The sequence below is a fragment of the Williamsia limnetica genome, assembly GCF_003217475.1.
GTDB lineage: Bacteria > Actinomycetota > Actinomycetes > Mycobacteriales > Mycobacteriaceae > Williamsia > Williamsia limnetica.
In genome coordinates this window covers 66395-85996 of record NZ_QJSP01000002.1, presented here as the reverse complement: position 1 = coordinate 85996, position 19602 = coordinate 66395, and the positions used below count along the sequence as shown (strand labels likewise).

17 protein-coding genes are annotated in these 19602 nt (G+C 66.0%); 6 read left to right on the top strand and 11 right to left on the bottom strand.

Features of this window, described 5'->3' with window-relative positions:
• The first annotated feature begins 63 nt into the window (after positions 1-63).
• Genes DFR67_RS03105 through DFR67_RS03095 form a run of 3 tightly spaced genes read left to right on the top strand, consistent with a single transcriptional unit; the run spans position 64 to position 3039 of the window.
• Positions 64-1116 (top strand): FecCD family ABC transporter permease, encoded by a 1053-nt coding sequence (locus tag DFR67_RS03105; protein WP_110467982.1) that lies wholly within the window; start codon positions 64-66, stop codon positions 1114-1116.
• Between the two features lie 13 nt (positions 1117-1129).
• Positions 1130-2230 (top strand): FecCD family ABC transporter permease, encoded by a 1101-nt coding sequence (locus DFR67_RS03100; protein ID WP_110467981.1) that lies wholly within the window; start codon positions 1130-1132, stop codon positions 2228-2230.
• The gene (locus DFR67_RS03095; protein WP_110467980.1) at positions 2227-3039 is read left to right on the top strand and encodes an ABC transporter ATP-binding protein; all 813 of its coding nucleotides are present in this window, start codon (positions 2227-2229) and stop codon (positions 3037-3039) included. Before DFR67_RS03100 ends, DFR67_RS03095 begins: the two co-directional genes overlap by 4 nt.
• A 128-nt stretch (positions 3040-3167) precedes the next feature.
• On the opposite strand, the gene DFR67_RS03090 is transcribed toward DFR67_RS03095, so the two are convergent.
• From DFR67_RS03090 to DFR67_RS03080, 3 genes are all read right to left on the bottom strand, one after another.
• Complete coding sequence (locus DFR67_RS03090; RefSeq protein WP_110467979.1) at positions 3168-3647, bottom strand: DUF456 domain-containing protein; 480 nt, start codon at positions 3645-3647, stop codon at positions 3168-3170.
• A gap of 5 nt (positions 3648-3652) precedes the next feature.
• Complete coding sequence (purT, locus tag DFR67_RS03085; protein WP_245937728.1) at positions 3653-5089, bottom strand: formate-dependent phosphoribosylglycinamide formyltransferase; 1437 nt, start codon at positions 5087-5089, stop codon at positions 3653-3655.
• Between the two features lie 198 nt (positions 5090-5287).
• On the bottom strand, positions 5288-5626 hold the full coding sequence (locus tag DFR67_RS03080) for a UBP-type zinc finger domain-containing protein (protein WP_110467977.1): 339 nt from the start codon (positions 5624-5626) through the stop codon (positions 5288-5290).
• A 138-nt stretch (positions 5627-5764) separates the two neighbouring features.
• On the opposite strand from DFR67_RS03080, the gene DFR67_RS03075 reads away from it, so the two are divergent.
• Positions 5765-7360 carry a Na+/H+ antiporter gene (locus DFR67_RS03075; RefSeq protein ID WP_110467976.1) on the top strand — a complete coding sequence of 532 codons (1596 nt, stop codon included), beginning with the start codon at positions 5765-5767 and terminating at the stop codon, positions 7358-7360.
• On the opposite strand, the gene DFR67_RS03070 is transcribed toward DFR67_RS03075, so the two are convergent.
• The 8 genes from DFR67_RS03070 to DFR67_RS03035 all read right to left on the bottom strand — a co-directional run bounded on the left by DFR67_RS03070 (position 7357) and on the right by DFR67_RS03035 (position 17937).
• Positions 7357-8904 (bottom strand): adenylate/guanylate cyclase domain-containing protein, encoded by a 1548-nt coding sequence (locus DFR67_RS03070; protein WP_110467975.1) that lies wholly within the window; start codon positions 8902-8904, stop codon positions 7357-7359. The two genes, DFR67_RS03075 and DFR67_RS03070, sit on opposite strands and share 4 nt — an antisense overlap.
• Positions 8905-8956: 52 nt before the next feature.
• Positions 8957-9622: a response regulator gene (locus tag DFR67_RS03065; protein WP_110467974.1), complete on the bottom strand. Its 666-nt coding sequence runs from the start codon at positions 9620-9622 to the stop codon at positions 8957-8959.
• A complete protein-coding gene (locus DFR67_RS03060; RefSeq protein WP_110468290.1) occupies positions 9619-11286 on the bottom strand; it encodes an ATP-binding protein in 1668 nt (555 codons plus the stop codon). The genes DFR67_RS03065 and DFR67_RS03060 overlap by 4 nt, the downstream gene beginning before the upstream one ends.
• A gap of 59 nt (positions 11287-11345) precedes the next feature.
• Positions 11346-12782: a CitMHS family transporter gene (locus DFR67_RS03055; protein WP_110467973.1), complete on the bottom strand. Its 1437-nt coding sequence runs from the start codon at positions 12780-12782 to the stop codon at positions 11346-11348.
• A 205-nt stretch (positions 12783-12987) separates the two neighbouring features.
• Complete coding sequence (locus DFR67_RS03050) at positions 12988-13938, bottom strand: type IV toxin-antitoxin system AbiEi family antitoxin domain-containing protein (RefSeq protein ID WP_110467972.1); 951 nt, start codon at positions 13936-13938, stop codon at positions 12988-12990.
• Positions 13939-14077: 139 nt separating this feature from the next.
• The gene (locus DFR67_RS03045; protein ID WP_110467971.1) at positions 14078-14710 is read right to left on the bottom strand and encodes a TetR/AcrR family transcriptional regulator; all 633 of its coding nucleotides are present in this window, start codon (positions 14708-14710) and stop codon (positions 14078-14080) included.
• A gap of 20 nt (positions 14711-14730) precedes the next feature.
• Positions 14731-16539: a hydroxysqualene dehydroxylase gene (locus DFR67_RS03040; RefSeq protein ID WP_110467970.1), complete on the bottom strand. Its 1809-nt coding sequence runs from the start codon at positions 16537-16539 to the stop codon at positions 14731-14733.
• 111 nt (positions 16540-16650) lie between these two features.
• Complete coding sequence (locus DFR67_RS03035) at positions 16651-17937, bottom strand: adenylosuccinate synthase (RefSeq protein WP_110467969.1); 1287 nt, start codon at positions 17935-17937, stop codon at positions 16651-16653.
• A 165-nt stretch (positions 17938-18102) separates the two neighbouring features.
• On the opposite strand from DFR67_RS03035, the gene DFR67_RS03030 reads away from it, so the two are divergent.
• Together DFR67_RS03030 and DFR67_RS03025 are read left to right on the top strand one after the other, a co-directional pair.
• Positions 18103-18792: a hypothetical protein gene (locus DFR67_RS03030; protein WP_245937691.1), complete on the top strand. Its 690-nt coding sequence runs from the start codon at positions 18103-18105 to the stop codon at positions 18790-18792.
• Between the two features lie 13 nt (positions 18793-18805).
• Positions 18806-19594: a site-2 protease family protein gene (locus tag DFR67_RS03025; RefSeq protein ID WP_110467968.1), complete on the top strand. Its 789-nt coding sequence runs from the start codon at positions 18806-18808 to the stop codon at positions 19592-19594.
• The last annotated feature ends 8 nt before the right edge of the window (positions 19595-19602 follow it).

Here is a 19602-nt window from a genome sequence, read left to right as displayed (position 1 = left end):
TATCGCAGTGGTCCCCGGACAGCTGATTTCGCGGTAGAGGCGCAAGTTAGGCTAACCTCGCCAATGTTGATCACGCACCCGAGCTCGAAGAGGCAGGAACCGGTGGTCTTGGGCAAGAAATCGCTGCGCCTGCCGGGCGCCATACTGCTGCTGACGCTGCTGGTCGTCGCGTGCGCGGCCTCGATTGCCATCGGGTCACGCGTGATCCCCCTCGGCGAGGTCTGGGACGCGCTCTGGGCGGACAACGTTCCCGGCGCCCCGGATGCGGTCGGCATCGTCCAGACTCTGCGCATCCCGCGCACCGTGCTCGGATTGATCGTGGGCCTCGCGATCGGCGCGGCCGGCGCGCTCACACAGGGTCACACGCGCAACCCGCTGGCGGATCCCGGCATTCTCGGTGTCAACGCGGGCGCCGCCTGCGCCGTCGTCGCCGGCGTCTATCTGCTCGGCATCACCACGCCCATCCAATACATGGGCTTCGGTCTGATCGGGGCGATGCTGGCGGCGAGCCTGGTCTTCTTTCTCGCGTCGGTCGGCAAGGGCGCCAGCCCACTGACCCTCATCCTCGCCGGTACCGGCCTGTCGGCGATGCTGATCGCGATCACCTCGGCGATCGTGCTCATCGACACCGCATCGCTCGAGGCGTGGCGCTTCTGGCAGGTCGGTTCCATCGCGGGCCGGGGCTGGGACGTCATCACGGCAACGCTGCCGTTCGTCGTCCCCGGCCTGATCTTGGCCGTGGCCAGCGGGTTCTTCCTCAACATCCTCTCGCTCGGCGACGACATGACGAAAGCCCTAGGCTCCCGCATCCTGCAGGTCCGCATCGTCGGGATCCTGGCGATCACCCTCCTCGTGGGCGCCTCGACCGCCGCGTGCGGACCGATCGTGTTCCTCGGTCTCGTGGCGCCGCATGTGGCCCGCTTCTTCACCGGTCCCGACTACCGGTGGGTGGTCCCTTACTCCGCGCTCATCGGTGCCGTCGCGCTGGTCTCCTGCGACGTCCTCGGCCGCATGATCGCCCGGCCCGGTGAGGTCCAGGCCGGAATCGTGCTGGCCGCGGTCGGCGCCCCGTTCTTCATCGCATTGGTCCGAGCCAAGAAGTTGGTCGCAGTATGAGTCTGGTGCCGGCATGACCACATTCGCCGGGCCCCCGGAGACAGCGCCCGCTCCGCTGCCCACCCAACACCTGCGCCGCACCGTTGTCCGGGTCGGTGTCGGGACCTTCGTGATCCGCCCGTGGGCCACCGGCGTGGGCCTGGTCCTCGCTGCGGTGGCGCTGTTCCTGTTCGCGGTGAGCATCGGGACCAGCGATTTCCCGATGAGTCCGATCGACGTCGGCCGGATCCTGCTCGGCGGGGGTACCCGCGCCGAGAACGTCGTCGTCTTCGACACCCAACTCCCCATCGGCCTGGTGAGCCTGCTCGTCGGTTTCGGCCTCGGCATGTCCGGAGCCCTGACGCAGGTGATCGCCCGCAACCCGCTCGCCACCCCCGACATGCTGGGGATCACCTCCGGCGCGAGCGCAGCCGCCGTCGCCGTGATCGCCTTCGGGTCGACCTGGGCATCATGGCTCGCCGACCTCGGTCTCGCGGTCGCGGCGCTCCTCGGAGGCTTGCTCACCGCCCTCGCGATGTACCTGCTGACCTGGCGCAAAGGCATCGATCCCATCCGACTCGTGCTCGTCGGCGTCGCCCTGACCTGGGGGCTGCAGGCCCTGATCGCCTACCTGCTCACCCGCGCCAACATCGACGAAGTACAGCGGGCGCAGCTCTGGATCGTCGGATCGGTGTCGAGTGCGGGCTGGAAGGCCGTGTGGCCACCGCTGATCGTGCTGATCCCGGCGATCATCTTTGTCACGATCCAGTCGCGCAATCTCGCCATCCTCAGCCTCGGTGAAGACGTGTGCCGCGGGCTGGGCATACGGGCCAACGCGGTGTCGGCGGCGATTCTCATCGCAGCCGTCGTCGTCGCCGCAGTTGCCGTGTCGTCGGCGGGCCCCATCGCCTTCGTCGCGTTGCTCGCCCCACAGATCGCCATGCGCCTCGCACGCGCCGAGATACCCGGCCCCATCACCTCGGGCCTGATGGGCGCCTGCCTGGTCATCGGCGGCGATCTGCTGTGCCGCACCGTCTTGCCGGCCGGCATCCCCGTCGGCGTGGTGACCGCGGGCATCGGCGGACCCGCCCTGATCTACCTGATGATCCAGATCAACCGGAAGGCTTCGGTATGAGTGCCGCGTTCTCGGACAAGGTGGCGTCGCGAGTCGCCGCAACCGATCTGCAGGTCGGCTACGGCGAACGCACCGTGATCGACGGCCTCGACGTCACCATCCCCGACGGCAAGATCACCACGATCGTCGGCCCGAACGGCTGCGGGAAGTCGACGCTGCTGCGGTCGCTGGTGCGGCTGCTCAAGCCGACCGGCGGACAGGTCCTGCTCGACGGCAGCGACATCGCGACCCTGCGCACCAAAGACGTCGCCCGGATACTCGGCCTGCTACCCCAGAACCCCGTGGCCCCAGAAGGTCTGACCGTCGCCGACCTCGTGTCCCGTGGCCGCCATCCGCACCAGGCGTGGTACCGGCAGTGGTCCCCAGAGGACGAGCTGGCAGTCGCCACCGCGCTCGAGCAGACCAACTGCACCGAACTCGCCGAACGAACCATCGACGCACTCTCCGGAGGTCAGCGACAGCGGGTCTGGATCGCCCTGACGCTGGCCCAGCAGACCGATGTGGTGATGCTCGACGAGCCCACCACCTATCTCGACCTGTCCCACTCCATCGACGTACTCGACCTCGTCGACGACCTGTGCAGCAAGCACGGCAAGACGATCATCATGGTGCTCCACGACCTCAATCTCGCCATTCGCTACAGCGACTGGCTGATCGTGATGCGCGAAGGCGCCATCATCCGCGAAGGCACCCCCGGCGACGTCATCACCACCGAGTTGCTGCAGGAAGCCTTCGGCTTGCGGTCTCAGGTGATGACCGATCCGATTTCCGGCGGTCCGATGATCGTCCCCATCGGCCGCAAGCGCTAGCACCGACCCCCGCCCACCGACCCGCACCCGCCGCCCAACGCAAACGCTCCACAAATACGAAGACGCGCCACTTATTTGTGGCGCGTCTTTGCAAAGGCGGAGCGTTTGCGGCTCGGCATGGTCGAGGGCTAGTAGACGAACGCCGCGCCCAGCCAGATCGACGCCGCAAACAAGGCGCCCGCGAGCTCGATGATCATCGCGATGCCCGCGGCCTTGGTGGCGGCAACCGCGCCACGCCAACCGGCTTCGATGCTCTTGTTCCGATACCACTCGGCAAGAAACGCACCCAGCACGAACCCGATGATCAGTCCGACGACCGGGATCACGAAGAAACCGACGATCCCGAGCAGACCACCGGCGATCACCGTGCGTCCCGGGACACCCGAGTTCTTCATCGACTTGTTGGCGACGAGATATTTGACCAGCGCCGCTACACCCAGAAAACCGGCGGCGACGGCGAACACCAGCCACGCCCACCCGCCCACCACGAACGCCCACACCCCGATTGCCGCCAAGATGAGGATCAAACCCGGCAATACGGGCAACACCACTCCGCAGAGACCGATGAAGATCACCACGGCGACGACTATCTCGCCGGCAAAAGACATCCGCGCTACCGGGGATCTTCGCCAGAACGGACCGGCTTCTGGAGCCGGGCATCCGGACGCGGCCCCTGCTGAGGTGGCCGCCCTGCAGCCGGGGGCGGCCCGGCAGGCGGGGGCGGCCCGGCAGGCGGGGTCTGTCGTACAGGCGGGGGCGGCCCAGCGGGCGGGGGCCTGCGGGTCATGCGGGTCTGCGCCAGGTCATCGTGCCCAGCATCCGGCTTCGGTGCGGGCGCTCGGCTCGCCGTCGCCACCGCAGCGGTGTCGGCCTGCGGCGAGGTGCTGATGGGGCGAACCAGGCGAGCGGCGTCGCCGGCGCGTTGCCGGGCGGTGCCGACGTCGTCGGCGGTCGCGATGACCACGCCCATGCGGCGGCGCGCGAAACTCTCGGGCTTGCCGAACAGCCTGATATCGGTCTCCGGGATGGCCAGCGCCGCAGCGACATTCTCGAAGGCGATCGCCGGCTCGTCGAGTCCGCCGTAGATCACCGCGGAGGCCCCGGGCGAGGCGAGCGTGACGTCGACGGGGAGGCCGAGGATCGCCCGGGCATGCATCTCGAACTCCGAAAGACGTTGGGTACCAAGCGTCACGAGCCCGGTGTCGTGCGGCCTGGGGCTGACCTCCGAGAAATAGACATCGTCTTCTTTCACGAACATCTCGACCCCGAAGATGCCCCGGCCACCGAGGTGACCGTCACCGAGAGCCGCCGCGATACGCGCGGCCACCGAGGTCGCACCGCCGAGCGCGACCTCACTCATCGGCTGCGGTTGCCACGATTCGATGTAGTCGCCTTGCTGTTGGCGATGCCCGATGGGTGCACAGAAATAGGTGGACAGGCGCCCGGTCGCCGGGTCGACCGCCCGCACGGTGAGCAAGGTGATCTCGTAGTCGAAGTCGACGAAACCCTCGACGATCACCCGGCCTCCTTTGACGCGTCCACCTGCGACCGCGTGATCCCAGGCGGCGTCGATCTCGTCCGGACCGCGGACCACGCTCTGGCCCTTGCCCGATGACGACATCACAGGCTTGATCACGCACGGATACCCGACACGGGCTGTGGCCGCGCGGATCTCGTCAGCCGAGTCCGCGAACGCGTACGGCGACGTCGGCAGGCCAAGTCGTTCGTCCGCGAGCCGGCGGATACCCTCGCGATTCATCGTCAGCGCAGTCGCACGGGCGGTCGGGATGACCTCGGTGAAGCCCTCCTCGTGGATGTCGACGAGCACCTCGGTGGCGATCGCCTCGATCTCCGGGACCACGTAGTCGGGCTGCTCGGCCTCGATCACCGCACGCAGCGCCACGGGGTCGGTCATGTCCACCACATGCGAACGATGGGCGACCTGATGGCCGGGAGCATCGGGGTATCGGTCGACGGCGATCACCTCGACGCCCAAGCGTTGGAAGGCGATCACCACTTCCTTGCCGAGCTCTCCGGCGCCGAGCAGCATCACCTTGGTGGCGCCCGGGGTCAGTGGGGTGCCGATACGGTCGGGCACCGCGTTGATGACAACGCCGCTCCCCGAGGTATTCGTAGTCACCTTGGTAAGGCTAGCGGCAAACCAGACGGCTTTTGTACGGGTAGACCCTCGTGGCGGGATCGGGCACCGGGTTTCGGGCACCGTGTTCTGGACATATGACGGGGCAGATCAGTCCATTCGCGCGTGCACGTAACACCAACGCCAGGTCTCACCAGGCTCTGCCGACTGCATCACGGCGTGTCCGGTCGACTTGAAGTGGACGGTCGCATGCTTGCGCGGACTCGAATCGCAGCACGCCACATGCCCGCAGGCGAGGCATCGTCGCAAATGTGCCCAGTGGTCGACACCCTCGGCGGCACAGTCCTGACACACTTCGACGTCGTTCGCCGCGGGATTTTCGACGGGCGAGTTCGCCGCGTCGCGCAATTCGACGCACAAGTCGTCGTCCGGCTTCACATCAGAGGCCTTGATGTTTCGGTGCATCACCGATCTTCGTGGCAGTCGCATACAGTCCAATCTGGTCGAGCTCCGCCTCTGGAGTTTGGCAGTGGTCTCTATGAGCTCTTTCCGCCGGCTTCGTCTTCGGCAATTCTCCCGTATCTTTGCCTGGTTCGGCCAGAAGTCAGCTGAGGGAGGAATTCGCGGGTGAACGAAGGGCTGCTCATCGTCGCCGTGGTCGCCGTGATCGTCTCCGCGCTGTGTCGCCGGTACGGATTGTCCGGACCGTTGGTTCTGGTCGTGGTGGGACTCGGTGTCGGCTGGATTCCAGGACTGCCCGAGTTCACCCTCGAACCCGAGCTCGTCCTGTTCGCGATCCTCCCGCCGCTGCTCTACTCCGCAGCACAGGACAGCTCCTATGTTGCTCTCCGGAAGAACATCCGCGCGGTGGGGCTGCTCGCCGTCGGACTGCCGCTCGCGACCGCCGCGGGCGTGGGGGTGGTCGCCTATTACACGGTCCCCGACCTACCCTGGGCTGCCGCGTTCGTCCTCGGCGCCATCGTCGCGCCGCCGGACGCGGTGTCGGCGCAGGCCGTCGGGCGTCGGCTCGGACTGCCGCGGCGCGTGATGACCCTGCTCGGCGGTGAGAGCCTGCTCAACGATGCAACCGCGCTGACCGCCTACCGACTCGCGCTCGCTGCCGCCATCGGCGCCACCACCACGGTGTGGGACGGCATCCTGGCGTTCACCGAAGCCGCGGTCGGTGGTGTGGTCATCGGCCTGGCTGCCGGTATCGCCGTGGCGTTCGCCCGTCACTTCCTCGACGACCCCCCGATGGAGACGGCGCTGGGGATCCTGGCCCCATTCGTCATCTATTTCGTCGCCGAGGAAATCCATGCGTCCGGAGTGATCGCCGTCGTGGTTGCCGGCCTGTACCTGGGCCAGCGATCGGTCCGCGAAGGCTATGCGACCCGGTTGCAGGACAACGCCGTATGGAAGTCGATCGACGCGATCCTCGAGTCGTTTGTGTTCCTGCTCATCGGACTACAACTGCCGCGGGTCATCGAGGGACTGGACGGGCGGTCGGTCAGCGGCATCTGCTGGGCCGCAGGGGCGGTCTTCCTGGCCACCGTGCTGATCAGGATCGTCTGGGTGTTCACGGCGACGTACGGTGCCCGGCTGTTCCCGCGGATTCGCAACCGAGAGGTCAAACCGTCGGCAGGCGCTGTCTTCGTGGTGTCCTGGGCCGGTATGCGAGGGGTGGTGAGTTTGGCTGCGGCCTTTGCCATTCCGCTGACCATCGACGATGGTTCGGAGTTTCCGGCCCGCGACGCGATCCTGTTCCTCACTTTTGTGGTCGTGGTCGGCTCACTGTTGCTACAGGGCACGACACTGCCGCTGATCATCCGATGGCTGAACGTCCAGGGAGATGACCGTCAGGCCGATCTGGTGGCCCTGGCCAGGGCCCAGGACCGCGCCGGACGGGTGGCCATCACGCGGCTCGATGAGATCGCGGCCGAAATCCCCGACGACGACGCTCGCAGCGAGCAGGTCGACATCCTGCGCCACTGGATCCGGACGAGAAAGAATCTGGCCTGGGAGGGGCTCGGCCGCGATTCCGACGAACTCGGTGAGAGTCCGACCGAGGCGTACAACCGGATTCGCAACGAGCTGATCCAGATTCAGCGCGAGGTGTTCATCGACGAGCGGGACCGCGGACGCATCGACGACGAGGTGCTGCGTAGCGCCTTACGGCAACTCGACCTTGCAGAAGGCCTCGGCGACAGCCGCAAGCGGCTCTAAACCGTCGGCGGGTGTTTCGCCGCGTGCACTTCGGTCACCTCTGAGCGGCCGCGAAGTTCGGTCTTCTCCTGCCAGTCCCAGTGCGCCGCTTCCGCTGTGGTGGCTGCCGTGACCGCACGCCCCGATGCCAGCGGGCGGGTCGGGTCTTTCTTCGCCAATTCGCTGAGCCGTGCCGCCTCGTTCACGGCATCGCCGATGACGGTGTACTCGAAACGCTGGATGGCGCCCACATTGCCCGCGACGACGGGTCCGTGCGAAACACCGATTCCCGCAGCCAGTTCGGGTACGTCGGCGGCCAGGTCGATCGAGATCTCCCGGGCGGCGGCCAGCGCCTCTGTTGCGGTGTCGTCCAATTCGAGAGGCGCCCCGAACACCGCGAGCACCGCGTCGCCTTCGAACTTGTTGACCAGACCGTGATGCCGCTCGACAGCGGTGACCACCACCGCGAAGAACCGGTTGAGCAGATCCACCACCTCGTTCGGGGGGCGACTGGCCGCGAGGGTGGTGGATCCGATGACGTCGATGAAGACCACCGCGACCACGCGCTCGGCGCCACCGAGTTCGGGATTCTGCGCCAGCGCGGCCTCGGCGACCTCACGACCGACGTGCCTGCCGAAGAGGTCACGCATTCGTTCGCGTTCACCGAGACCTCCGACCATGAGGTTGAATCCGCGTTGCAGATCACCGATCTCGGTGCCGTCGTAGACGACGACCCTCACGTCGGTGTCCCCGCCCTCGACCCTGGTCATGGCCTGCCGGACGGACCCGACCGGAGCCTTGATCGCGTCGATGCTCAGGTAGTTCAGCAGCAGACCCGTGAACAACGCGGTGGCGCCCAGCACCATGATCGCGATGAAGACGTCGGTCTTGGTGGTGTCGTCGCGGAAGACGGCGAACAGGACCACCAGCATCATCCCGACGATCGGGATGCCCGACCCCAGCACCCAGCTGAGCATGCCCCGGGTACGCAATCTGCTGCGCCGCGTGATGCCGGTCTCGAGCGCCTGCGCGGCGACGGGTCGCAGCGAGAACTCCGTCAGCAGGTACGAGATGGCGCAGACGACTGCACCGGAGAGCCCGATCACCAGCACGATCTTGGGGATCAACCCCGGGTCCTGGATGCCGTAGCAGAGCGTGAACAGCACGTCGGCGACCAGCCACAACCCCAGTTGCATACGGGTCAGCGTCCACGGCGCACGTAGCGCGTCGCGAGCCTGTTTCGGGCTGGGGCGTTCATCGCGCAGCGCCCAGCGCAGCTTCCGGAGGACCCTTGTCGTCCCGACCACCCAGCCGAAACAGAATGCGATCCCCACGTACACCGGGACCACGATGAAGTTGACCCACCAGAATTGGGCTTCGAGCACGCTGGGCTCGGGGATCCCGACGACCACCAGCAAGATCGCCATGCCCGCGCCGATCGCGTTGGCCGTGAGCAGCGACACCGTGATCAGCAACTGGATCCGGATCCGCTGGCGCCGGACGGGGTCGTTGGCCGAACCGAGCAACACCGAACCGAAGTCCGACTCCTGACCCGGAAACCTCATCCACTCCCCCACCTGTACCGCCGATTGACCTCAGGGCAATCTACCCGGGCGCTCAGGGAAGCCGGTACTCCTGTTTGGGTCGTCCGGTCGCGCCGTAGCGAAGCCGCATGGTCAGTTTTCCCGACGACACCAGATTCGCCAGATGCCTGCGGGCAGTCGGCGGCGAGATCCCGACAACGGCCGAGACCTCGTCGGCGAACATGACGTGCTCGGATCCCTCGAACGCTTTCAGGATGAGTTCTTCCGTCTGAGACCCGGTGTCCGCGGCTTCCTTGAGCGCGCGTCCGGTTCTCAGTGCGCCGAGCGCGGCGTCGACGGCGCTCTGTTCCGTGGTGGCTGTGGCCAGGATGCGGCGGTATTGCGCGTACGCCGAGAGCCTGCGCGCCAGCTCCGTGTTCTCGAACGGTTTGATCAGGTACGTCAGCGCACCACCGCGCAGGGCTCTACGGACTGCCGCGCTGTCGGTCTCGGCGCTGATCACGAAGGCATCGCAGTTGAGCCTGGGGAGAAGGTCGAGCCCGGGGCCATCGGGCAGGTGGACGTCGATCAGGGCGAGGGCGATCTCGGGATGGTCGGCCAGGGCGGTGACCGCCGCCTCACGGGTGCCTGCCTGCGCAAGAACGGAGAACCCCGATACCGCGTTCACGATCGATGCGTGCAGGCCGGCGACCCGGAAGTCGTCGTCGACGATCAGGACGCCGAAATCGTCCCCGGTCATGCCGGACCTGCCGGTGCGACGATGCCGGGCAGCCGCGCCACGAAAACGGCACCGCCGAGGGTGTTGTCCGTCGCTGCGCCCTCGCCTCCGGGGTCGCCGACGATCAGATCGCCACCGGTGCGGCGGGCCAATTGCCGGGCCAGTGCCAGCCCCATGCCCCGGCCGCCGGGGACAGCCGGGTCGTCGTGGGTGGTGACGCCTTCGACGAAGACCGAGTCGGGATCTGCGAAGCCGATGCCCGGCCCGGAGTCTGCGACGGTGACCAGGAGGGTGGCCTCGTCGGCGATCAGTTCGACTTCTACCACCGCCTCGATGGCCCGGCCGGAGGCTGCGTCGATTGCCCGGCCGGAGGCCGCCTCTATCGAATTGTCGATGAGGTTACCGACGGCGGTGGTCACGACGACGGGGTCGCGCAGGGTGCCGTCGAGGAAGGTCTGGTCGCCGAGGGTGAGTGTGACGCCCCGTTCCCTGGCCGCGGCGGCCTTGGCCTCGAGAAAAGCTCGCAGGTGGGGTTCGGTGAGGTTTTCCAGGCCGGGCAGTTCGGTGCCGTACGGACCGGTGCCCATCACCTCGTCCAGATAGTCGAGGCCGGCGGCGGCGTTGCCCTGCCGAAGAAGTCCTGCCACGACGTGCATCCGATTCGCGGACTCGTGGCGTTGCGCCCGCAAGGCGTCGGTCATCGACCGGATCGAATCCACCTGGCGGGTCAGGTCTTCCACATCGGTGCGGTCGACCACCGAGAGAACCATGCCGAGATCCTTTCCGTCGCGCACCACGCGATGTGAGCTCACCAGCACCACCCGATCCGCGACCGTGGCCGAGCGCGGGATGTCCACCGGGGTGCGGGCCACCTCGAGCACGCGGGGTGTGAGCCCGATGGCGTCGATCGCGCTGCCGGTCGGCGCTGCGACGCCGAGCAACAGTCTGGCTTTGTCGTTGATGACGCGCACCACGCCGCTCGGGTCGATCGCTACCACCCCCTCGCCCATCGAGTGCAGTACCGCCTCCTGCTCACGGACCAATTCGGCCAGTTGGTCGGGTTCCAGACCCAGTGTCAGCCGGCGCCAGCGGCGGGCGAGCAGAGCCGATCCGACCACTCCGATCGACAGAGCGGACAACGCGATCAGGACCAGCGTGCCTATGTCGCCGCGCAGGTCGTCGGCTATTTCTTCGGTGGAGATGCCGACGCTCACCAGGCCCACCACCTCGGTTCCGCCGGGTGCGTAGATCGGCACCTTTGCCCGCACCGACTGTCCGAGCGTTCCGCGGTCGGTGGCCAGGTCTTCCTGTCCGGCGAGCGCACGGCTGGGGTCGGTGCTCAGCGGCTGGGCCAGCTCCGCGGGGTCGGGGTGCGCCAGCCGGATGCCCTGATCGTTGGCGATCACCACGAACAGCGCGTCGGTACGCGTCGCCACGGCGAGGGCTTCGGCCTGCAGTGGACGTGCAACCAGCTCGGCAGGATCGAGCGCTGTCCCACCCGAACTCGCCACAGCCTCGCGGACGTCGGTGTCGGTGGCGACAGTCCGTGCGATCGCGAGAGCTCGCTGCCCGTATTCGTCGCGGAGCCGGTCGTCGCTCGTAGAGATCACCACCCCGAAGCCGGCAGCGAGACTGACCGCGATCACCACCACCTGCAAGAGCAAGACCTGGTTACGCAGCCGCATCACAACAGCGTAGGCACCCGCCATGAGACGGGTGCCTACGTGTGAGGAATGCGAGCGGGTCAGAACGGGATGGAGCCGACGAGGACTCCGACGACCAGCATGGCGAGGGAGACCACCACGGCCCGCCACAGCACCTTCTTGTGATGGTCGGCCAGTGATACACCTGCCAGCGAGACCAGCAGCAGGATCGCGGGCACCAGCGGACTCTGCATGTGCACGGTCTGTCCGGTGATCGAGGCCCGTGCCATCTCTACCGGTGCGATCCCGTAGGTCGCGGCCGTTTCGGACAGCACCGGCAGGATCCCGAAGTAGAAGGCGTCATTGCTCATCAGGAACGTGAACGGGATGGAGAGCACTCCTGCGACCACGGCCAGGTGCGGTCCCATGGCGTCGGGAAGGATCGACGTCAGCCATTCGGCGATCGCCTCGACCATGCCGCTACCGGCGAACACCCCGGTGAGCACAGCGGCTGCCAGCACCATCGCGACAACCGACACGATGCTCGACGAATGCCGGGTGATGGCCGATTGCTGGTCTTTGACGTGCGGGAAGTTGATGACCAATGCCAGAGCTGCCGCGACCATGAACAGCACGGGGATGGCGATGACATCCATACCCAGGACGGCGAGCAATGCGATCGTCAGTCCGGCGTTGACCCAGAACAGCTTGGGCCGCAGGGTGGTGCGGTGGGGGTCGAGGGCATTACCGACGAATCCGCCATCGGACGAATCGCCGCCCCCACTGGCGTTCTCACCGGTCGAGCCGCCGGTTGTGCCACCGCTGCGACCGGAGCCACCCGTTCCGTTGGAGCCGGTGCCGCCGCCGGTACCCACCAGCACGGCCTCGTTCTCACGGGACAGGACCGATTCCCGGATGGTGATCTTGCCGATCCGGCGACGCTCCATGACGCCCAGGTGGTACGAGAACAGCAACACGATGACGAGGCCTGCGACCAGCGACGGGATCATCGGGATGAAGACGTCGGACGGCGAGATTCCCAGTGCGGCAGCGGCTCGTGCGGTCGGGCCGCCCCAGGGCAGGATGTTCAGGGTGCCGTTGGCCAGGCCTGCGGTGACGGTCAGGACCACGGGGCTGACACCGAGTTTGAGGTACAGCGGCAACAACGCCGACGTGACGATGATGAACGTCGTCGACCCGTCACCGTCGAGCGAGACGATCATCGCCAGCAGTGCTGTACCCACCACCAGTCTGGCGGGGTCGGCGCGGACGGCTTTGACGACGCCGCGCACGATCGGGTCGAAGAGTCCGACGTCGATCATGATGCCGAAGTAGATGATCGCGAAGAACAGCATCGCGGCCGTCGGCGCGAGATCCTTGATGCCGTCCGTGATCATGTCGCTGATCCCCATGCCCGCGCCGGCGAACAGGCCGAACGCGACGGGCACCAAGATCAGGGCCACCACGGGGGTGGCGCGTTTGGTGATGATCAGGAACATGAATGTGGCCACCATCGCAAGGCCCAGTGCTACCAACATGACGAACGTCGCTCTCGTTTGCGGACTGCGGGACCGGAGTGATCCGCGCTACAAAAAAGAGTCTGGAGGTGCGCCAGATCACAGTCACGCTTGAGCGCATTAGTAGCCTTTTGCGCGTTTCGCTCACTCGTCACAAACCCACTCGTTCCAGGTAAACCCAGCTGCTGCGGCACCTGGTTTTGCCTGCACGACCTGGTTTTGCGGGTCAGATGACGCCGGCCTGCGTGAGCGCTCTGCGTATCCGCGCCCGCAGGACCTGGGGCTTTCTGAAGTCGTCCCACACCCACCGGACGACCGTCAGACCTTCGTCACGCAGGCGGTCCTCGCGCTGTTTTTCGCGGAACACGACATCGGAAGCGCTCTCCCCGGGTCGGCGGTTCTTTTCGTATTTGACCTTTCCGTCGAACTCACCGACGACTTTGCCGTCCCAGTCGAAGTCGACGCGAGCAATGAGCTGGCCGTGCCCGTCGCGGTATTCGGCCTGCAGCGACGGCACCGGTATCTCGGACCACTCGATCATCAATGCCCGACTGAGGGATTCGCCCACGGGCTCGGAGTTCTTGTCGGCGACCTCGAGAGCACGGCGCAGTGTCGCGATCCCTTTGGTCTCGCCGAACCGCTGCGCGATGGAACCGAGTTCGCTGCGGGTCACGCCCAAACGCAGAGCGTGGTCCAGGACGGCAACCGCTTGGGCGAACGTTCCTTGACGCGCGACATCGCAGGCGGTGAGCGCCAGTTTGGTCAGCAGGACGCCGTCGACCACGGTGGTGTCGGACTCCCGCAGTGCGCCACCCTCGTGCAGATGAACTTCTCGAGTGCGGCATCCACCGGCCGCAACGTAGAAGTGAACCAGCCGCTGGTCCGGCGCCAGCAGGTTCAGGCCGTGGATCGCGGCGGCGGACACATGGCTCACCACCCGTTGCTTCGACCGCCGGGCCACGGCGATCACGAGTTCGGCGTACTGCTTGTCGTGATCAGGGTCTCGGGTGTTCCCATCCGGGTCGACGGGGCGATACACGCCTCGTGTGACGCGAACCAGCTTCCCGCGGCGTACGCCGCGCCGCAGTTCCTCGTCGTCGGATTGGCCGTCCGTTCGACGGATCAGACCGTCAGGTGCAGGCAAGAAGTCCATGGACGGATCATCGAACGCGTCCATGCGGTGATCGTCTGCAGTAGACCGATTTCCGACCGAGCTGTGGATCGATGGCGCATCTGTGGACACCGAGACAAACCCAGGCGCTCCAGGCAAACCCAGGTGCTGCAGCACGTGATTTTGCCTGGACGGGGTGGGTTTGTCAGTCGTCGAGCAGGTATTCGGCGGTCAACGTCTTCCAGAGCGGCAGATGCGGGTCATCCGTGGGGTCGCGCCGATCGAGTAGATAGGTCATCGCCGCACCACGCATGCTCGACAGCAGGATCGGATACAGCTCGTCGGTGCGGGGAGCAGCCGTGAGCACCGGGCCCAGGAAGGAGTCGACGGCCGCGCGCACCGTCGGTCCGAGCTCACGTTCGGCGGGCAGCAGCGCACTTCTCAACCGCTCGTTGGTGCGGGCCGCGGTCCACAGTTCGATCGAGGCGACGAAGTACGGCTGATGAAACGTCGACCACCCGGTGTCGATCCCGACCGAGATCCGCTCCACCGGATCATCCGGCCACTCGACGCGTTGCGGCAGTTCTTCGATACGCACCCGCGCCAGGTGATGCACGGCAGCCATCAGCAGATCGTCGCGCGACGGAAAATGATGCAACAGCCGACCCCGCGAGACGCCTGCCGCCTCTTGGATCGCGAGCGTGCTGGCCTGCGCGTACCCCTTGCTGACGAGAACGTCGAGGGCTGCGTCGAGAATTTGATTGCGACTCTTGGTGCTCTTGAGCTGCTGGACCCCGAGTTGTTGTGTGCTGCCCACAGATACGGGTTCGTCCGTCATGGAGCAACACTACCGCCGGATCAAACATCCATGATGTGCGGCAGGCCGGCCCGGTACCGGTCGCGGTCGGTCTGCTTGAACGGATCGAGAAACGGCAACTCCCACAACGGGTGTACCGCTACCCGTTCTGCATTGCTCCCCGACGCATCGAGGATTGCGTTCGCCACGCGCCTGCCGGACTCGTTGGCACCCTCCATGGTTGCGAGGTCGATGTTGGTTCGGACGTGGTCGCCGCCGATGAAGAAGTTGGGAATGGCAGTGTCTGCGGTCGGGCGATACCGATACGAGCCCGCCGTGTTGACCATCAACGGTGTTTCGTTCGAAATTGTTGGGCTCCAGGTGATCCCGGGATCGAGGTGCCAACTCACCACCTCACTTTCCCGCAAGATCGGCGTGGACCCCCTGTTCATGGCCCTGCTCATCTGCGCCCACACCTCCTTGGCGATCTCTCCCTTGGTGCACTGTTTGGCGGTCCTCCCGTACAGGATCCCTGGCGTATCCCAATCCGAGATGTCGATGGACAGGCAGTCGTGCACCCGGCCGTCGCCGTATTTCCGCCCGAAATCGACATCCCACGGACCGGCTTGGAAGAGTCCGGTCAGCGCCCACGGGGTGCCGAGCGACGCGATGTGACTGGGCGGCACGTCGGAGCGACGCGACAGGAAGTATTGGATACCCACCATCCAGTCGTCCTGCAGTTCGGCGATCCCCGCGAGCGAAGGCGCCGCAGCCAACACATCCGGTCGCAGCAGAGGTTTGAGCTTGTCGAGTGGCATGGCGGCGACGTAGTGATCCGCCGTCACCGTCGTCGACCCCGACGTGCCCGAGACCTGAACGCCGGTGACCTGCCCTCCGGAGACGTCGAATGCGGTGGCGCCCTGGCCCATCACGAACTGGACTCCGCGTCCCCGGAGGTAGTCGACCCACGGGTTGATCCAGGCGTGATCGGTGGGTGCGTTGAGGACCCGGTCGACACCACCACCGACGATGGTGCCGGAGTACTGACTGATCAGCCCGGTTGCCGAGGTGACAAGAGCGAGGCCTATCTGACCGATCGTCCGGGCCGAGCCCAGGTCGGGCTTGGCCGCCACCGTCGCTCGCGTGAGGGCACTGACCAGGTACTTTTGGTACGCACTGGACTTGCCCCTCGCCTTCACGAACTCCATCCAGGACTGCTCCTCCCATTGCCCGATGCGGCGCTCCTGACAACTCGTGGCGATGATCAGTTCCCTGGTGACGAAGTAGGCGAGCTCGTGCGGAGGAATGTCCCCGACGATCTTCAGCGATGTGGTCAGGGCGTTCCTGAAGTTCTCGAGGCTGACCATCGCGCTGGCATGTTCGACGAATCCGTTGACCGATTGGGGCACGGTGATCGGTGCGTAGCCGGCCTCGTCCAGCGCGATCACCGCACCCTCGACGTTGATCAGGTGGGTGTCCTTGACGTTGCCTCCGCGGCCGACGGGGATGCGCTGCATCGTGTCCGGCACGTGCTGGTAGCAGCCGGGGAAGAACCTGAATCCGTGCTCACCCGGTAGCGCGAGCCGCCCGCCTGCTGCGGTGTTCGGAACATCCATGCTGCGGGCCTTGCCGCCCAGGAACGCCGGTTCGTAGACGGTGACCGCGAATCCCCGCTCGATCAACTCGTGCGCGACCGTCAACCCCGACATACCGCCGCCGAAGATCGCGACCCCTCGTCCGCGACCTCCACCCGTCGGCGGTACGGCCTTGGCTGCGGGACCCGTCAGCGACGGCACGACGAGAGTGGTGCCGGCTACGGCGACGCCCACACCTACGGCCTTCAGTACCGTCCGCCGAGTTAGCTGCTCCATCCCACTCCCCCATCCCACAGTCAGTGCTGACTGCTTCCCTGGCGTGATGTCTACCACAGGGCACGATGGAGTTCGGGACGATTTCTTAAATTAGTCCCACGGGTCGAGCGATCAGAGAATCTCGCGACGCACGATCGTCTGGTCTCGTCCCGGACCGACCCCGATGCAGGAGATGTGGGCCCCGGAGAGCTCTTCGAGTCGCAGCACGTAATTCTGTGCGTTCTGCGGCAGCTCGTCGAAGGTCCGGCACTGCGAGATGTCCTCCCACCAGCCGGGCATCTCCTCGTAGATCGGCTTCGCGTGGTGAAAACCTGTCTGAGACATCGGCATCTCATCGACCCGGACGCCGTCGACCTCGTAGGCGACACAGATCGGGACCGTGTCGAGACTGGAGAGGACGTCGAGCTTCGTCAGGAAGTAGTCGGTGATGCCGTTGACCCGCGTCGCATATCGCGCGATGACGGCGTCGAACCAGCCGCATCGGCGGGCCCGGCCGGTGGTGACACCGACCTCGCCGCCGGTCTTGGCCAGGTACGCGCCCCATTCGTCGAACAGCTCCGTCGGGAACGGACCCGAGCCGACGCGGGTGGTGTACGCCTTGAGGATTCCGAGGACCGTGGTGATGCGGGTGGGGCCGATACCGGACCCCACCGCCGCGCCACCGGAAGTCGGATTCGACGATGTCACATAGGGATACGTGCCGTGGTCGACGTCGAGCAGGGTGCCCTGCGACCCTTCCAGCAGCACGGTCTCACCGGTTTCGAGCGCCTGGTTGAGCAGCAGGCGGGTATCGGCGATGCGGTGCTTGAAACCCTCGGCCTGGCCCAGGACCTCTTCGACGACCTTCGCCGGATCGAGCGCTCGCCGGTTGTAGATCTTGGTGAGGATCTGGTTCTTGATTTCCAGTGCGGCCTCGACCTTTTGGGTCAGGATGCTCTCGTCGAGCACATCGGCGACCCGGACACCGACACGCGCGATCTTGTCCTGATAGCAGGGCCCGATGCCACGTCCGGTGGTGCCGATCTTCTTGTTGCCGAGGAACCGTTCGGTGACCTTGTCGATGGCCACGTGATACGGCATCAGCAGATGGGCGTCCGCGGAGATCAGCAGACCACTGGTGTCGACGTCGCGATCCTCCAGACCGCCCAACTCGGTCAACAGCACACCGGGGTCGACGACGACACCGTTGCCGATGACGTTCTTGACGCCGGGGGTGAGAATTCCCGAGGGGATGAGGTGCAAGGCGAATGTTTCGCCGTTGGGCAGAACCACGGTGTGCCCGGCGTTGTTTCCGCCCTGGTACCGCACCACCCATTGCAGGCGACCACCCAAGAGATCAGTGGCCTTGCCTTTACCTTCATCGCCCCACTGGGCGCCGATCAGCACGATCGCAGGCATGTACGCGCTCCTTCCGGACGACATGCAGATGCGCACGCCGAACCGTGGGTCAACCCTACTGGGTCGAGCCGGGATTTACGTGATCGAGGTCTCTCGGGCACGTCTGACGTGGCCGAACGGCCTACGGGATTCGGTCCGTAGGATCGCTGACGACAGGCGTGCGAGGTGAGCGAGGATGCGGTGGGACCAGGACATATGCAAGTGATCGCCGAAGCCGGGGCGGACCCGGAACTCATCCCGGCAGGCGTCGGACACACCGAAGCGGTGCGCGAGCGGTCCTCGATCCTGGCTGCGCTCACCGGTGCGCTCTCGGATGAGTCGCTCACGCGGATCGTCGTGGTCGCCGGGCCGCAGCTCCCCGACGCCTTCTGTGCCGCCGTCGTCGGCCGCATCATGCTCGCCGAGCGGCTCGACCTCGACATCGCGCTGGTGCTGCCCCATGCGACGCCTGCGAGCAAGGTCTACGGACTGCCGACGGGTGCCGCCGCCGCTGCCCTCGCCGTGGAAGGAGCGGCTGCCGAGCTACCCCTGATCCGCGACGACATGGCGATCGTCCTGCTCGGGCAGGCGCGGCAACGTGGCGTCGATGGACCGTTCGACGGTGAGAGTTACGTCGACAGTGAGCTCCTGATCCGGGGAAAGGCCAAGGCCGTGGTCATCGAACCGACGACGACGATGCCCGGCGTCCGGGCACGCCTCGACAAGAGGTTCCGCGCGAAGTGGCACCTCGGCCGAGCAGCGCAGACCGGGGCGCCTGCACTCATCGTCGAGAGGGACGGCATCACCGCCCCGAGGCCGACGAAGCGATCGACCTTCTATCGGCATCAACACAACTGGAAGCTGGTCCGGCCATGAGCGCAAGAACCACGTGAGCGCCGGCACGACTCGGGCCGTCGCACGCGCCGTCCGGCCGGGTCCGGTGTTTCTCGCGGTGGTCGCTGCGACAGTTCTCGGTGGCGTGATCCTGTGGAACTCCGGCGGAGATCGAACCGCCGTGGCGATCATCGGAGCGCTGCTCATGGTGATCGGCGGCTGGGTGGTCTCGCTGTGTCTGCACGAGTTCGCCCACGCCGTCACCGCGTTCAAGTTCGGCGACCACGGCGCCGAACTCCGCGGGTACCTGACCCTCAATCCCCTGAAGTACGCGCACCCCGGACTCTCGATCGCCTTGCCGCTCTTGTTCATCCTGCTCGGAGGGATCGGGTTCCCCGGCGGCGCCGTCTATGTGAACCAGGCCGGTTTCACCAAGGCTCAGCGCAGTATCGTCTCCGCCGCAGGTCCGGTGACGAACATTGCGCTCGCGGTGATCCTGCTCGGCATCGTCGGGAGCCAAGACCTTTACGCGGTGTTCGGTGAACTCAATTTCTGGTCTGCTCTATCGATGCTCGCGGTACTGCAGATCACCGCGGCGTTGCTGAATCTGCTCCCGATCCCCGGACTCGACGGCTACGGGATCATCGAGCCGTATCTGTCCATCGAGACCCGCCGGAAAGTGGCACCGGTCGGACAATACGGATTCTTGATCATTTTCGGACTCTTGCTGATTCCACAGCTCAACCGGGCTTTTTTCGACTTCGTCTACTCCCTTTTCGAACTCGGCGGAGCAGACCGGGCCCTGGCGTCCTGGGGTTGGCAGTTGTTTGTCTTCTGGCGATAGGACAATTG

Bases quoted from the DNA above. Each gene is read 5' to 3' on its own strand.
- DFR67_RS03105 (WP_110467982.1), top strand. From the start codon at position 64: ATGTTGATCACGCACCCGAGCTCGAAGAGGCAGGAACCGGTGGTCTTG.
- DFR67_RS03100 (WP_110467981.1), top strand. From the start codon at position 1,130: ATGACCACATTCGCCGGGCCCCCGGAGACAGCGCCCGCTCCGCTGCCC.
- DFR67_RS03095 (WP_110467980.1), top strand. From the start codon at position 2,227: ATGAGTGCCGCGTTCTCGGACAAGGTGGCGTCGCGAGTCGCCGCAACC.
- DFR67_RS03090 (WP_110467979.1), bottom strand. From the start codon at position 3,647: ATGTCTTTTGCCGGCGAGATAGTCGTCGCCGTGGTGATCTTCATCGGT.
- purT (WP_245937728.1), bottom strand. From the start codon at position 5,089: ATGCTGCTCGGCGCCGGAGAGCTCGGCAAGGAAGTGGTGATCGCCTTC.
- DFR67_RS03080 (WP_110467977.1), bottom strand. From the start codon at position 5,626: ATGCGACTGCCACGAAGATCGGTGATGCACCGAAACATCAAGGCCTCT.
- DFR67_RS03070 (WP_110467975.1), bottom strand. From the start codon at position 8,904: ATGAGGTTTCCGGGTCAGGAGTCGGACTTCGGTTCGGTGTTGCTCGGT.
- DFR67_RS03065 (WP_110467974.1), bottom strand. From the start codon at position 9,622: ATGACCGGGGACGATTTCGGCGTCCTGATCGTCGACGACGACTTCCGG.
- DFR67_RS03060 (WP_110468290.1), bottom strand. From the start codon at position 11,286: ATGCGGCTGCGTAACCAGGTCTTGCTCTTGCAGGTGGTGGTGATCGCG.
- DFR67_RS03055 (WP_110467973.1), bottom strand. From the start codon at position 12,782: ATGTTGGTAGCACTGGGCCTTGCGATGGTGGCCACATTCATGTTCCTG.
- DFR67_RS03050 (WP_110467972.1), bottom strand. From the start codon at position 13,938: ATGGACGCGTTCGATGATCCGTCCATGGACTTCTTGCCTGCACCTGAC.
- DFR67_RS03045 (WP_110467971.1), bottom strand. From the start codon at position 14,710: ATGACGGACGAACCCGTATCTGTGGGCAGCACACAACAACTCGGGGTC.
- DFR67_RS03040 (WP_110467970.1), bottom strand. From the start codon at position 16,539: ATGGAGCAGCTAACTCGGCGGACGGTACTGAAGGCCGTAGGTGTGGGC.
- DFR67_RS03035 (WP_110467969.1), bottom strand. From the start codon at position 17,937: ATGCCTGCGATCGTGCTGATCGGCGCCCAGTGGGGCGATGAAGGTAAA.